Below are 14,527 nucleotides of genomic sequence, written 5' to 3' on the forward strand. Positions count from 1 at the left end.
TATGGCCGAGGAACTGGAAACCGAACGTTCCGACGTTCGCGAGGACGGACGCCGGCCGCCGCGGGCGGTGGTCGGCTCGCACCGCATCGAAGAGGAAATGTTCGGAAAGGCGTTCGACGGCAACATCGTCAAGCGCATCTGGGCCTTTGTCGAGCCGTACCGCACGCAAGTCATGTGGTCGCTCGTCGCCGTGCTCACCTTCACGGCAATGCAGCTGTTGATTCCCCTGATCATCCGCTACGCAATCGACCACGGCATGCAGCCGGGCGGGGATCGCTCCGCCCTCATTTATTCGATCATCGCTTTTGCGATTGCGATCCTGATCAATTATGCGGCGAGCTACGCCCAGGAGACGCTCGTCGGCAACGTCGCCGAGGAGGTGCTCTTCGACATTCGCAAGGCGATGTTCTCCCATCTCCAGCGGGTATCGCTTTCCTTCATGGACAAGACGGAGGTCGGACGGTTGATGTCGCGTCTTCAGGGCGACGTGAACTCCATGCAGGAATTTCTCGAGACCTCGGTGCTTTCCGTCGGCGATATCACCCTGCTCTTCGGCATCGTTTTCGTGATGCTCTATCTCGACTTCAGGCTTGGTCTTTTGACACTCTCCGTCCTGCCTGTCCTCTTCGTCGTCCGTCTCTTCTGGCTGCCGCTGGCGCGCAAGTCCTTCATGGCGGCGCACGAGACGAACTCCGTTGCAGCTGGTGCGCTTGCCGAGGCAATCCATGGCGTCCGTGCCGTGCAAAGCATGGATCGCCAGGGCGTCAATTTCACGCTCTATGACGACAAGGCGCACGCGAACCTCAAGACGCATCTGACGGCTGCCCGCTATGCACAGGTGATGGTACCGATCGTTGATTCCTTGACCGGCGTGGCAATGGCTCTCGTTATCGTCGTCGGCGGGGCGCGCGTGCTGAACCAGGCGCTCGATGTCGGGGTGCTCGTTGCCTTCCTCTTCTACATCCAGCGTTTTTTCGATCCGATACGCTCGCTGACGCTACAATATTCCGTCATGCAGCGCGCCATGGCTTCGGGTCAGAGATTGACGGAGGTTCTCGATGTTCCGGTGGAGATCAAGGATGCACCGAACGCCACGGCACTTACGAAAGACATGGACGGTTCAGTCGAATTCCGCAACGTCGTCTTCGGCTACAATCCGAAGCACCCGGTGCTGAAGCAGGTGAGCTTCAAGGTGAACCCGGGCGAAACGGTCGCCATCGTCGGCCCGACCGGCTCGGGCAAATCGAGCTGTATGTCGTTGATCCACCGGTTTTACGATGTGCAGCAGGGGCAGGTATTGGTCGCAGGCCATGATGTACGCCAGTTGACGCAGGATTCACTCGGCGAGCAAATCGCCATGGTATTGCAGGAACCTTTCCTTTTCACCGGTACCGTCTTCGACAACATTCGCTATCACAAGACAGAGGCGACGCGCGAACAGGTTATCGAAGCCGCCAGGGCAGTGGGTGCCCACGACTTCATCATGCGCCTGCCCGAAGGTTACGACAGCGTGCTCGGCGAACGCGGCGGCAACCTGTCGCTCGGCCAGCGGCAGCTGCTCAGTTTCGCTCGTGCGCTCGTTGCCGATGCAAAGATCCTGGTGCTCGATGAAGCGACGGCCAATATCGACAGCTACACGGAAATGCTGATCCAGAAGGCGCTGGTTAAGCTTCTCGAAAACCGCACCGGCCTCGTCATCGCCCACCGGTTGGCAACGATCCGGGAGGCCGACCGTATCATCGTCTTGCAAAATGGAGAGCTCATCGAAAGCGGCAACCACCGGCAGCTGATAACGAACGGTAAACTCTATTCGCGGCTCTACAATCTGAACTATGCCTCCTTCGACGATATTCCGGATGAGGCCCTGGAAGAGACCGCCGTCAGCAGTTCGGCGACGTGAACGAAACCTTCTAACGACGACGCTTTCCGGCAGCTTCCATGTGCTATGGTCCGCTTTGAGAGGCGGTAACCCGCGGGGACAGGCCATCGGCCGAGGTGCGAGCGTGGTCAATGACCTCTTGCAGATTGGCGGCATGCCGGAAGGACGGCTCCTGCCCGACGCCAGTCCTGACGGCCTGGGCGAACCGCTCGAAGTTCGTCGCAACGGGTTCGACCTGCACCCGCCGCCAGATGGCCTTGTCAGCATCCGCCCCGGTACAGATTCTAAGCGTCGCGCCGTTCGGCGTGTCGGTGACGTCGATTGCCCCCCTGTCGCCGTGGACCCGCAGGCGCAGTTCGTTCAGGTGCCCGGTCGCCCAGCGGCTGGCATGGATGACGCCCAGAGCGCCATTCTGCAGCTCGGCCATCATCACGAAGCTGTCGTTGGCGTCGAGCTCGTATTCGCCAATCCTGTTACCCGGCACTTTTTCGAAGGTCTTCAGTTGCGCAGCCGCGGTCTTGATATCGCTTCCAGCCCCGTAGACCACGAAATCGAGAATATGAATGCCGATGTCCCCGAGAACGCCGTTCGACCCATGCCTGCTCGACAGACGCCAGAGCCATTGCGGCTGCGTCGCCCAGTCGCCCCAGGCCTTCGATACAAGCCAACTCTGAAGGTAGGAAGCCTCGAAGTGCCGGATCTGACCGATGTCGCCGTTCAGCACCATTTGCCGAGCCTTCTGCAGCGGAGCGACATTGCGATAGGTTAGGTTCACCATCGTCATCTGCTTCGACCGCTCGGCAGCGTCGGCCATTTCCGCGGCCTGGGCGAAATTCTCCGCCAGCGGCTTTTCGCAAAAGACATGTTTGCCGGCTCTAAGCAGGGATAAGGTCGTGGCATAGTGGACGCGGTCTGGCGTGACATTGGTCGCTGCGTCGAATTCACCCCAGGCAAGCGCATCCTCCAGTGAATTGAAGGTGAGCGGAATATTGTGCCGGGCGGCAAAGGCACGCAGGCGCACATCATCACTATCGACGGCCGCGACGATTTCCACGTCTGCAATCTCAGAGAAACTCGTGGCATGGGTGTTCGCCCACCAGCCAGTGCCAAGTATGATCAGCTTCATTGTTGCCTCCTTCTGCTTGCGCCCGGCCCTCGCTCATGATTCACCAAGGCGGGACTTCCACGTCCGGCCATGCGGCTCTGCACCGGGCGCATGGGATCTTGTGCGGCAAGCGCTCAAACCGCGATCGGCAGCACCTCCACGTTGCCGGCGCCTTCCGGTCCGGGCGTCATGCCGACCTCTTCCGACAGCAGATTGAGCTCACGGCGCTCCTTTTCCGAGACGATCGCGAGATCGATGACTTTCTGCAGGTTTGCGGCATGACGGAAGTTCGGATCAAGCTGCTTGCCGGTGGCGACCGCTTCGACAAAACGCTGGTAGTTGGTTGGCACCGGCGCGACCTCGATGTCGGCCCAGCTCGCCGTCTCGATGTTTTCGCCGAGGCAGCCGCGCAGCTGCGAGCCGTTCGGCCGGTGAATGACCTCGAGGCTGCCCCGTTCACCGTAGATGCGAAGCTTCAGCTCATTGAGATGACCCGTCGCCCAGCGGGTCGCGTGAATGACGCCGAGCGCACCATTGGCGAAGTCGACAGACATCGTGAAGCTGTCGTTGGCATCGAGCAGATACTCGCCGATCTGGCCGCCTGGCGCCTTGTTGAAGGTCTTGAGCCGCGCAAAGACGTGGTCGATGTCGGTTGCCGCGCCATAGGCGGCGAAGTCGAGGATATGGATGCCGACATCGCCGAGCACACCGTTGGAACCGTGACCGGTCGAAAGCCGCCAGAGCCAGCGCGATTCCGTGCGCCAGTCCCCCCAGGCCCGCGACACCAGCCAGCTCTGCAGATAGGATGCTTCGACATGCTTGATGGTGCCGAGCTCGCCGGCAAGCACCATCTCGCGGGCGCGCTGCAGCGGCGCGACGTTGCGGTAGGTGAGGTTGACCATGTTGATCACTCCGGCCGTTTCGGCGGCAGTCGTCATCTCCAGAGCGTCAGCGTAGTTTTCCGCCAGCGGCTTTTCGCAAAACACGTGCTTGCCGGCAGCAATCAGCGCCATGGTCGTCGGATGATGGATTCGATCCGGCGTCACATTGGTGGCCGCATCGAAATCTCCCCAGGCAATTGCTTCCTCAAGCGCCAGGAAACGTTTCTCGATGTTGAAATGATCGGCGAATTCGGCAAGTCGTGCCGGATCGGTGTCGACGGCGCCGACGACCTCGACGCCATCAATCGATTTGAAATGACTGACCTGGCTCTTTGCCATCGAGCCTGTACCAAGAACAAGAAGCCTCATCCCTTGCCCCCTCAGCGGTAACCGGCTTCGCCGGCCTGATGCAGTTTCGGGCCGCGCTCCACAATCGGTTCGTGCGCCTTCTCCACCGGAACGTTCGGGGCATCGGTGATGGTCTTTAGGTCGCCCTGCGGATTATGAGCCCATTTGACAGCGTTGATCAGCACCTTGCGGATATTGGGGTCGTGATAGGTGGGATAGGTCTCGTGACCGGGGCGGAAATAGAAGATGTTGCCCGCCCCACGCCGCCAGGTCATCCCGGACCGGAACACCTCCCCGCCCTGGAACCAGGAGATGAACACTGTTTCCAGCGGCTCGGGAACCGAAAACTGTTCGCCGTACATCTCCTCGTTTTCCAGGACGAAGTTCTCTTCGAGGCCAGCAGTGATCGGATGGCGCGGATTGATGGTCCACAGCCGCTCGCGTTCGCCCGCCTCGCGCCATTTCAGCGCGCAGGGTGTTCCCATCAGCCGCTTGAAGATCTTCGAAAAGTGTCCGGAATGAAGCACCAGCAGGCCCATGCCTTCCCAGACCCGCTTGGCGACGCGTTCGACCACTTCGTCGGAGACTGCGCCATGATCCTTGTGGCCCCACCAGGTGAGGACATCGGTTTGGGCAAGCCGCTCTAGCGAAAGACCGTGCTCCGGCTCCTGCAGCGTCGCGGTCGTCGCGCTGATCGCCGGGTCGCTGTTCAGCGCAGCGGCGATCGTGGTGTGCATGCCTTCGGGGTAAATTTCCCTGACGACGGCATTGGTGTTCTCATGGATGTTTTCACCCCAGACAATGGTGCGAATAGGCACGGTGGTTACTCCTTGCGATGTGAAAAGGACCGAGCCTGGGAGGTGGATCGATCCTTGGTGGACAGTCAGGCAGCCCGCATGGATGGCTTTTCGAGCGCGCGGCCAGATTGATCAAAACGGTGTATGTGGCCGGCAGCTGGCGCAACCCCGAGCTTCTGGCCCGGCTCATGGCCGCAAACGCCGGTCTCGCGCACGATCAGCGGCTCATCTGCACCGATGTCCAGATAGACGAAGCTGTCGGAGCCGAGGATCTCCGAATGAATGACGGTTCCGTTCCAGACAGCCGGTTGCGGCGTGATCCGTATATGTTCCGCACGCACGCCGATCGTATGGGTATTATAGGGCTGCGCCAGGGCTCCGGACAGGAAATTCATTTTCGGCGATCCAATGAAGCCGGCAACGAAGATCGAATTCGGGCTCTCGTAAAGCTCAAGTGGCGTGCCGATCTGTTCGACAAGGCCGTCCCTCAACACGCAGATACGGTCGGCAAGCGTCATGGCCTCGACCTGGTCGTGTGTCACATAGATCATCGTCGTGTTGTGCATGCTGCGGTGCAGCTTGGCAATCTCCAGCCTTGTCGCAACGCGCAAGGCGGCGTCTAGGTTGGACAGCGGCTCATCGAAGAGGAAGACCTTGGGATCGCGAACGATCGCCCGGCCGATCGCGACGCGCTGACGCTGCCCGCCCGATAGCTGACGCGGCAGACGGTCCAGGTAGGGCGATAGCTGCAGCATGCCAGCGGCTTGTTCGACCCTCTGCCGGCATTCATCCTTCGTCCGTCCGGCAAGCTTCATGCCGAAGGCCATATTGTCGAAAACCGTCATATGTGGATAGAGCGCGTAGGATTGGAACACCATGGCGATCCCTCGCTTCGACGGCGCACGCTGGTTTACCACCTGATCGTCGAAGGAGAGCGTGCCGGACGTAATGTCCTCAAGGCCCGAGATGAGGCGCAGCAGCGTGGATTTGCCGCATCCGGAGGGGCCGACGAAGACCATGAACTCGCCGCGGCGGATGTCCATCGTCACGCCCTTGATGACCTCGAAGGCACCGAAGCTCTTGCGGATATTATCTAGGCGAATCTGTGCCACTGTCTGCTCCCTCAACCCTTAACGCCGCCGGCGGTCAGTCCCGAGATGATCCGGCGCTGGAATATCAAGACGAGGACAACAACTGGCACGGTGACGATGACCGACGCCGCCATGATGTTGCCCCAAGGAATTTCAAATTGACTGCCGCCCGAAAGCAGCGCAATGGCAACCGGCACCGTGCGCTGCGCATTCGATGATGTGAAGGTCAGCGCGAAGAGGAATTCGTTCCATGCGGTGATGAAGGCAAGCAGGCCGGTTGTCACGAGCGCCGGCCACATGAGCGGCATGAAGACGTGGGTGATGATGACCCATGGCGAAGCACCGTCGACGATGGCGGCCTCCTCGATCTCGATCGGCAGGTCGCGCATGAAGGTCGTCAGTACCCACACGGTGAACGGCAGCGTGAAGATCATGTACGAAAAAATCAGCGCGAAAGGCGTGTTGAAGATGCCGATCCACCGAATGAGCTCGAAAAGGCCTGCAAGCACTGCGATCTGCGGGAACATCGACACTGAAAGGATCGTCAGCATCAGCAGCGCCCGGCCGCGGAAATTCACTCGCGCCAGGGCGAATGATGCGGTGATTGCAAGCAGCAGCGACGCGGCAACCACGATCAAGGCAATCATTATGGAATTTCCAAGGCTTCTGACGAAACCGCCCTGGTTCATCACCGATGTGTAATTTCCGAATGAAATCGAACGCGGCCAGTAATTGACTTCGAAAAGCGCCGTGCCGGTTTTGAGACTCGTGAGGATCGCGTAGTAGAAGGGGAAAACGGCAAGAAGGACGATCACTGCGACGAGCAGGTAGAGAAGCGTGTTCTTCGTGAGCTGCAAGAGCATCAACGTTCCTCCCCACCGAGTTTGACGCGCCCGAACCAGATGTAGAGTACGGTGACGGACGCGATGATGAGGAAGAGAACCGTCGAAGCGGTGGCGCCATAGGCGAACTTGTCAAAGTCGAACAGGTTCTCACGCGCCATGACCGACATGGTCTTGGTCTGGGCATTGTTGGGCGTCAGCACATAAATCAGATCAAATATGCGCATCGCATCCAGCATCCGGAAGATCACGGCGACCATAATGGCCGGCCGGATCAGCGGCAGCGTCAGCCGCCAGAAGACCTTGACAGGATTGACCCCGTCTATCCTGGCGGCCTCGTAGATGTCGCCAGGTACCATCTGCAGTCCGGCAAGGATCAGAAGCGCCATGAAGGGCGTCGTCTTCCAGACGTCGACGATCAGAACCGCAATCATTGCCGTTTCCGGATTGGCAGTCCAGGCGATCTTTTCGCTGATGAGGCCGACGCCAAGGAGGATATCGTTCAAAATGCCGAACTGGTCGTTGAGCATCCAGGCCCACATTTTTGCCGAAACGATTGTCGGAATTGCCCAGGGAATAAGGATTGCAGCGCGTACAATGCCGCGCCCGGCAAACTGTGCGTTCAGGACCAGCGCAACGATAAGGCCAAGGGCCGTCTCGGTCATGACCGAAACGAGCGTGAATTTGGCGGTGTTCCAGACGGCGCTCCACCAGACGGGATCGGCAAGCAGCCCACGATAGATGGTTCGCCCGCTCTTCAGCGTGACCCAGGACAGATAATTGCCAAAACCGATGAATTGCGCATTGCCAAGATCGGTCAGCGACGCGTTCGTGAAGCTGAAATAAATTGTTCTGAACAGCGGCCACCCGGCCACCACAGCCAATATAAAGAGCGTCGGCGCCAGAAACAGCCATGCCGACCTGACACGCTCGAAGCGTAATTCGCTCGTTGACCTCAAAGCGGAGGCTGGCGGTTTGAGCGCTTGTGAAACTGTGATTTCGCTCATGAAAGGCAATCCGTGCTTGAGACATCTGTGGACGGACCGGCGGCTGGTCGGCCGCCGGTCCCGTTCATCACCAGCTATCGCCTTTAAGCGTCGTCAGGTCAGCCTCGAGAAGCTCAAGGTTCTCGGCCGCAGTTCCGTTGCCGGACAGCGTGTTGTGTACTGCCGTCCAAAACCTCGACGACACTTCGTTGTACTTCACCTTGGCTGTCGCCGAAGGACGCGGCACGGCATCCTGGAAGATCGGCTTCCACTCCGGCATGAAAGGCTGCGCGGCAGCGACATCCTTGTCGTCGTAAAGCGCCACCAGGGTCGGCAGATTGGAAAGTTCGATGGCACGTGCCTTTTGGACGTCTTTCGAGGCCAGGAACTTGACGAGCTCAATTGCCGCCTGCTGCTCGTCTGAATATTTCGAAACTGCGAGATTCCAGCCGCCGAGCGCTGAAGACGGCTTGTCGCCGAGCGCAGCGACGGGAAGCGTCGTTACCTCGAACTTGCCCTTCACCGCGCTATCAGCGCCATTGCCGAGCGAATAGGCATAGGGCCAGTTGCGCATGAAGACGGCATTCCCGGTCTGCCAGACGCCGCGTGACTCCTCTTCCTGATAAGCGAGCACGCCTGGCGGCGAGATGGTGCCGACCCAGCCCTTGGCACGGTCGATTGCCGCTGCTGCCTTTTCATTGTTGATCGAGATCGTGCCGTCCGGCTCGACGATCTGTCCGCCGCCGGAGGATTTCACCCATTCCAGCGCATTGCATGTGAGGCCCTCATAGGAATTGCCCTGGAAAACGAAGCCCCACATGTCCTTTTGACCGGCCGCGCGTTCCTTTTCCTGGATCTCCTTGGCAGTTCCGGCAAGCTCGTCCCACGTCTTAGGCGACTGCTTGCCGTATTTCTCAAGCAGGTCCCGACGATAATACAGCGCCGGCGCATCGGTATACATCGGCAGCGCCACGAGACGGTCGTTGACCGTCTGCGATGCGATGATCGAGGGAAAGAACTGCTCGACGACGTCCTTGGCAGCCTCCTTCAGATCCACGAACTGATCGGCAAGCTGCGGTGCCCAGATGACGTCGGTCTGATAGACATCGACGTCCTTGTTGCCGGCGGCAAGCCAAAGACGGTACTGCGAGAACTGTTCAGAACTCGACGATGGCATGCTCACGATATTGACCTTGTGGCCCGTCTTCTCTTCGAAGACGGCAAATTGCTTGCGGAAGAACTCGAGGTTCTTTCCCGTCGAATTCGCCGCGAAGGAAAGCTCGGCCGCAGTTGCAAGATTCAAGGTGGAGATCATACCCACCGCCGAAACGGCGGCCATCAAACGATATTTCATGTCAATCCTCCCATTGCCAGATGAAATAATTGAAATCGATTTGGTTAAACGGAACATCGCAAAAGTTTTTTCAACCGTCAAGGGCGAGATCCCGGAGATCCACAAGCTCCAATATTCTTGTTTTTATGTCGCTATCTCAAGCATTTAAAGTATTCTCTTCGACCGACCTGGCAATTGATTGTTCCTGTTCATGGCATCAAAATTATTGAAAACGATTTCAAATACCCGCGGCCAGTGGTAGACGAGATTGCCGAGCGTTCAACAATCCGTCATTGATCCGCCAGGATCCAACCAAACGTGTTCGAATGAAGCTCAAGGAATTCGCAAAACAAGTCGGTCTGTCGCCGACAACTGTAAGCCGAGCGCTGAGCGGCTATCCGGAGGTAAGCGAAACGACCCGCGCACGTGTCGTTGCCGAAGCCCTGAGGCTTGGCTACCGGCCTGACGTCAACGCCGTCCGGCTGAAGACCGGCCGCGTTGGCGCGATCGGGGTCATTATGGGACGCTCCGGTGAATTCCACTTCGCCGAATTCATGGCCGGCATGGCGGAGAGACTGGCCTCGGAGGATACTGACATCCTGGTGATCCCGATGGCCGATCGCGATCTTAACGAGGAGATGCAGACCTATAGACGGCTTGCCGAAAGCCGGCGCGTCGATGCAATTATCGTCCACTCTCCGAAACCGAACGACCCGCGCATCGAGCTTCTGGACAGGCTCGGAATTCCTTTCTTCGTGCACGGGCGATCCGATATCGCCGTTCCCCATGCATGGCTGGACATCGACAATGAAGGGGCAATAAGGCGGTCGACGGAGCATCTTCTCGACCTCGGCCACCGCAGGATCGCGATGATCAACGGCCGCAAAGGACTGACCTACTCCATTGACCGTGATATCGGCTTCCGTAAGGCATTCGAGGGGCGGGCTGTTGAGCAGGACACTCAGCTGATCGCCCACGACACCTTCACCGACGAGCTCGGCTTCAGGCATGCCCGTTTTTTTCTGGAAAGTTCTAATCCGCCGACGGCCATCGTGGCCGGTTCGATGATGACAGCACTCGGCGTCTATCGCGCCGTGCGTTCTCTCGGCCTCGCTATCGGCGAGGACGTCTCCGTCATCGCCCATGACGACGTTTTTCCCTACCTGACGGCGGAGAACATGGCACCCTCACTTTCGGCAAGCCGATCATCGATGAGAGCAGCAGGCGCAAGATGCGCCGACTTGACCTTGCAACTTTTAGCGGGACGCTCGGTTTCGGATATTCATGAATTATGGCCCGTCGAGCTCAACTTGCGGGAATCGACGCGTCCTGCGAGGCGATGAGCGACGGTTGACAGGCAATTGCACATGCCGCAAGTACACGACAGATAAACTATTGAAATACAGTCACATTCGAGATTTTTTTCGTTGACCTTTCCCGCCTCTTTCCCATAGCATTGCCCGACCGTTATCACCGTGCTTACGGATCCCGGCGCCGGCAACGACATTCTGCAACTCAATGGGGAATTGATTAATGAAATCAGCATCTAAGAGCGGCCTTTTCGCATTGGTCGCAACAGCGTTTCCGGCCGCCGCCTATGCCCATCCAGCCGCCGGCGAAGCAGCAGGGTTCGTGCATGGATTCACCCATCCCATATCGGGTATCGACCATGTCCTTGCGATGATCATGGTTGGCGTCTTTGCCTATCAGCTTGGCGGTCGCGCAACCTGGCTTGTCCCGACAACCTTCCTGCTTGTTATGGCCGTCGGCGGCGCTGTCGGTGTTGTGGGTATCGATATCCCCTTTGTTGAGGCAGGTATCGCGTTATCGGTCGCCCTTCTCGGCGCGATCGTTGCGTTCAACGTCAAGGCTCCAGCAGCCATTGCGATGGCCGTGGTGGGGCTGTTTGCGACCTTCCATGGCCATGCCCACGGCACCGAAATGCCGGAACATGCGGCGGGCGCTGCTTATGGAGGAGGTTTTTTGATCGCGACCGCTCTTCTACACGCTGTCGGGCTAGGGCTTGGCTGCGGGATCGGCCGCATCGGCGAACGCAGAGGCTTCATCGTCACACGCCTTGCCGGCGGTTTTGCCGCTGCAGCAGGCCTCGGCATCCTCGCCGGCATGATATAATCTTTCGACAAACAGCACAGATGCAAAAGCGGCGATCGGTCAATCGCCGCTCCTGACCTTGTCAACAGCTGTTCTGGTTATTCGGCAGCCGTCGGGCGCAGCGCACCGCGCCGGATCTGATCAGCCTCGATCGATTCGAACAAAGCGCGGAAGTTCCCTTCGCCGAAGCCTTCGTCGCCCTTGCGCTGAATGAACTCAAAGAAAATCGGTCCGATGACTGTTCGCGAGAAAATCTGCAGCAGGATGCGGGTCGTGCCGCCATCCAAGACGCCTTCTCCGTCGATCAAAATGCCATGTTCTTTCATCCGCTCGATCGGCTCCTCATGGCCGTGCACGCGCTCATGCGAGAGTTCGTAATAGGTATCGGGCGGCCCGGGCATGAATTTCAGGCCGTTTTCGGCGAGTTTGTCCGTCGCGTCATAGATTGCCTCCGTACCAACGGCGATATGCTGAATGCCCTCGCCCTTGTACTTGCGCAGATATTCCTCGATCTGGCTGGTATCGTCCTTCGACTCGTTCAGCGGGATACGAATCTTGCCGCAAGGAGATGTAATCGCCCGGCTCACCAGCCCGGTAATGCGGCCGTCGATACTGAAGAAATGGATCTGGCGGAAACCGAAGAGCTCGCGATAGAAATCCCACCACTTGTCCATATTGCCGCGATAGACATTGTGGGTCAGATGATCGAGGTAGTAAAAGCCAACGCCTTTCGGCTTCGGGTCGCGTTCACCCAGCCATTCGAACTCTGCATCATAGGGCGAGCCCTTCTCTCCGTAAGTTTCGACAAAATAGAGCAGCGAGCCACCGATGCCGACGACGGCCGGGATATCGAGGGCCTTGTCCTTGCTTTCATAGGGCGTCGCGCCTTTTGAAACCGCGTGGTCGAAGGCATGTTTTGCGTCGGCGACACGCCAGGCCATCGAGGGCGCACACGGGCCGTGTTCGGCGACAAAGCGCATGGCGTGGGTGGAAGGCTCGGCATTGAGCAGATAGTTGATGTCGCCCTGGCGCCAGACGGTAACGTCCTTTGTCCGGTGCTTGGCGACGCAACTGTAGCCCATGCGCATAAAAAGCTCGCGCAGTTTTTCCGGCTCCGGATGGGCGAATTCGACAAATTCGAAACCGTCAGTGCCGGCCGGATTGTCGGCAGTGATGCCTGTCGGCGGCGCGTCGTGCGGATAAGGGCCCATCATTCTCTCCTCCAAAACAGGATCCTGGAGACATTATGACGGGATTCTCACGCATAGTGCTTGCATTCATGCGCCGTTTTGGCAAATCAATACACGTTTCATGCATAAAGACGGGAGAACGCGCACAAATGGAACAGATCGACAGATATGACCTGAAGATCCTTGCCCAGTTGCAAGGCGACGGCCGCCTGACCAACAACGAGCTCTCCGAACTGATCGCGCTCTCGCCATCGCAATGTTCGCGCCGCAGGGCACGGCTTGAGGCCGAGGGTTTTATCCACGGCTATCGTGCCGTGCTCGATCGCGGCAGGCTGGGGCTCGACCTCATGGTCGTCATCGCCGTAACCCTTGCCACCCACAACCGCGACAACGCCAAGCGCTTCGCAGCTCTGATTGCGGACCTGCCGGAGGTGCTGGAGTGTTATGCCCTGACCGGCGAAATGGATTATCACCTCAAGGTCGTGACGCCTGATCTTGCCGGACTTTCCCGCTTCGTCAACGACGTGCTCCTGCCGCACGACAGCGTTCAGCACGTCAAGACGTCGATCGTACTCGCAACGCTCAAGGACTTTCAGGGATTGCCGGTCCACCAGCGCAGTAGGCCGTAGGCCCGGTTTAAAGGCTTCTCGTCATTCCGATCTTTTTGAAATTCCAGCGACAGATTTGTTCGCCTCGATTCCAGCCAGTTTCCGTTCCCTCGCAAAAGGCCGGACCTGAAAAACTCTGCCTGTCATCGACCTTGGTCGTTTACAGAAAATCCTGTTCAAAGCAGTTCCTGCCATCTTGAGGCAGACTTGATTTCCGCTTTGCAAGTGGCGCGTCGCCGCTGTACCTTATCAAGCAGATAACTGCGCAAGTCCTCAGTTCAAAGCCCGGGCCAAAGTCCGGTCGCGCGTTTCAACCGATGAATAAGTAGCCGCCGATCATGGACCTTATCGTCGCCCTCGGTCTGATCATCTTCAAGGTCGCATTTCTGATCGCGATCCTGCTACTGCTGCCCTTGCCGCTGACCTGGCTGGAACGCAAGATCGCCGGGCACATCCAGCAGCGGTTGGGGCCAATGCGCGTCGGCTGGCACGGGCTGCTGCAGCCAGTGGCGGACGGAATCAAGCTTTTGACCAAGGAAGACCACATCCCAGACGAGGCCGACCGTTTTCTGTTCAAGCTGGCACCAATCCTGGCGCTCGCCCCACCATTCGTGGTGTTTGTCGCGATCCCGTTCGGCGAAACCGTCTCGGTATTGGGTGCCGAGATCACGCTCTACGTCTCCAACATGAATGTGGCACTGCTTTTCGTGTTCGCCGTGATCGGCATTGAGGTCTATGGGGTCATCTTCGGCGGATGGGCCGCCAACAGCAAATACGCTGTTCTGGGCAGTCTCAGGACTTGCGCGCAGATGATCAGCTATGAGATTCCGATGGGGTTTGCGGTCATTGGCGTAGTCATGTTGGCGCAATCCATGAGCCTGCTCGAAATCGTACGGGCGCAGGCCGATGTCTGGAATATCGTTTACCAACCGATCGGCTTCCTGGTGTTCTTCGTTGCCGGACTGGCCGAGGCTCAGCGCATTCCCTTCGATCTTTCGGAAGCGGAAGGTGATCTGGGGGCTGGCTTCCATACCGAATACAGCGGTATCCGCTTTGCGTTTTTCATGATCAGTGAATATGCCGTCGTCTTGCTGGTGTCGGTGCTGGTGGTGATCCTGTTCTTCGGCGGCTGGAACGGCGTGCTGATCCCCTTGCCACCGCTGCTTTGGTTTCTGCTGAAGGTCGCTTTCTTCGTCTATTTGTTTATCTGGTTCCGTTTCACTTTCCCCCGCTACCGCTACGACCAACTGATGGCGATCGGATGGAAAGTCTTGCTTCCTTTATCGATGGCGAACATAATCATTACCGGAATTGTTTTTTCTTAGGGGCCGCGGTGGCTCTGAAGCGGGGCGATG

Annotated in this window: 13 protein-coding genes; 5 read left to right on the top strand and 8 right to left on the bottom strand. The window is 58.4% G+C overall.

The genetic code is table 11. The annotated features are described in order from the left end of the window. The first annotated feature begins 1 nt into the window (after position 1). Positions 2-1,900 carry an ABC transporter ATP-binding protein gene (locus EV130_RS05835; RefSeq protein WP_132659564.1) on the top strand — a complete coding sequence of 633 codons (1,899 nt, stop codon included), beginning with the start codon at positions 2-4 and terminating at the stop codon, positions 1,898-1,900. A 43-nt stretch (positions 1,901-1,943) separates the two neighbouring features. On the opposite strand, the gene EV130_RS05840 is transcribed toward EV130_RS05835, so the two are convergent. The 7 genes from EV130_RS05840 to EV130_RS05870 all read right to left on the bottom strand — a co-directional run bounded on the left by EV130_RS05840 (position 1,944) and on the right by EV130_RS05870 (position 9,268). Then, a complete protein-coding gene (locus EV130_RS05840; RefSeq protein WP_132659566.1) occupies positions 1,944-3,005 on the bottom strand; it encodes a Gfo/Idh/MocA family protein in 1,062 nt (353 codons plus the stop codon). Between the two features lie 113 nt (positions 3,006-3,118). Continuing rightward, positions 3,119-4,234, bottom strand: coding sequence for a Gfo/Idh/MocA family protein (locus EV130_RS05845; protein WP_132551661.1), 1,116 nt, complete (start codon positions 4,232-4,234; stop codon positions 3,119-3,121). Positions 4,235-4,245: 11 nt separating this feature from the next. Further along, positions 4,246-5,031, bottom strand: a complete 786-nt coding sequence (locus EV130_RS05850; RefSeq protein WP_132659568.1) for a ThuA domain-containing protein — start codon at positions 5,029-5,031, stop codon at positions 4,246-4,248. Positions 5,032-5,096: 65 nt separating this feature from the next. Beyond that, positions 5,097-6,122, bottom strand: a complete 1,026-nt coding sequence (locus EV130_RS05855) for an ABC transporter ATP-binding protein (protein WP_074064949.1) — start codon at positions 6,120-6,122, stop codon at positions 5,097-5,099. Between the two features lie 11 nt (positions 6,123-6,133). After that, positions 6,134-6,964 carry a carbohydrate ABC transporter permease gene (locus EV130_RS05860; protein ID WP_132551667.1) on the bottom strand — a complete coding sequence of 277 codons (831 nt, stop codon included), beginning with the start codon at positions 6,962-6,964 and terminating at the stop codon, positions 6,134-6,136. Continuing rightward, positions 6,964-7,950: a carbohydrate ABC transporter permease gene (locus tag EV130_RS05865; protein ID WP_074064951.1), complete on the bottom strand. Its 987-nt coding sequence runs from the start codon at positions 7,948-7,950 to the stop codon at positions 6,964-6,966. The genes EV130_RS05860 and EV130_RS05865 overlap by 1 nt, the downstream gene beginning before the upstream one ends. 67 nt (positions 7,951-8,017) lie before the next feature. Beyond that, positions 8,018-9,268, bottom strand: a complete 1,251-nt coding sequence (locus EV130_RS05870; protein WP_420493407.1) for an ABC transporter substrate-binding protein — start codon at positions 9,266-9,268, stop codon at positions 8,018-8,020. 320 nt (positions 9,269-9,588) lie between these two features. Here EV130_RS05870 and EV130_RS05875 point away from each other — a divergent pair, with 320 nt between their 5' ends. Next, on the top strand, positions 9,589-10,605 hold the full coding sequence (locus EV130_RS05875) for a substrate-binding domain-containing protein (protein WP_074064953.1): 1,017 nt from the start codon (positions 9,589-9,591) through the stop codon (positions 10,603-10,605). Positions 10,606-10,795: 190 nt separating this feature from the next. Further along, positions 10,796-11,395, top strand: coding sequence for a HupE/UreJ family protein (locus tag EV130_RS05880; protein ID WP_132659570.1), 600 nt, complete (start codon positions 10,796-10,798; stop codon positions 11,393-11,395). 77 nt (positions 11,396-11,472) lie between these two features. Here EV130_RS05880 and hppD read toward each other — a convergent pair whose 3' ends face one another. Then, entirely contained in the window at positions 11,473-12,585 is a 1,113-nt protein-coding gene (gene hppD / locus EV130_RS05885; RefSeq protein WP_132659572.1) for a 4-hydroxyphenylpyruvate dioxygenase, read from the bottom strand. Between the two features lie 128 nt (positions 12,586-12,713). Here hppD and EV130_RS05890 point away from each other — a divergent pair, with 128 nt between their 5' ends. Next, a complete protein-coding gene (locus EV130_RS05890) occupies positions 12,714-13,193 on the top strand; it encodes an Lrp/AsnC family transcriptional regulator (protein ID WP_074064956.1) in 480 nt (159 codons plus the stop codon). Positions 13,194-13,510: 317 nt separating this feature from the next. Further along, entirely contained in the window at positions 13,511-14,497 is a 987-nt protein-coding gene (nuoH, locus tag EV130_RS05895; protein WP_074064957.1) for an NADH-quinone oxidoreductase subunit NuoH, read from the top strand. Positions 14,498-14,527 lie beyond the last annotated feature (30 nt).

This window comes from Rhizobium azibense, from assembly GCF_004342325.1.
Taxonomy (GTDB): Bacteria; Pseudomonadota; Alphaproteobacteria; order Rhizobiales; family Rhizobiaceae; genus Rhizobium; species Rhizobium etli_B.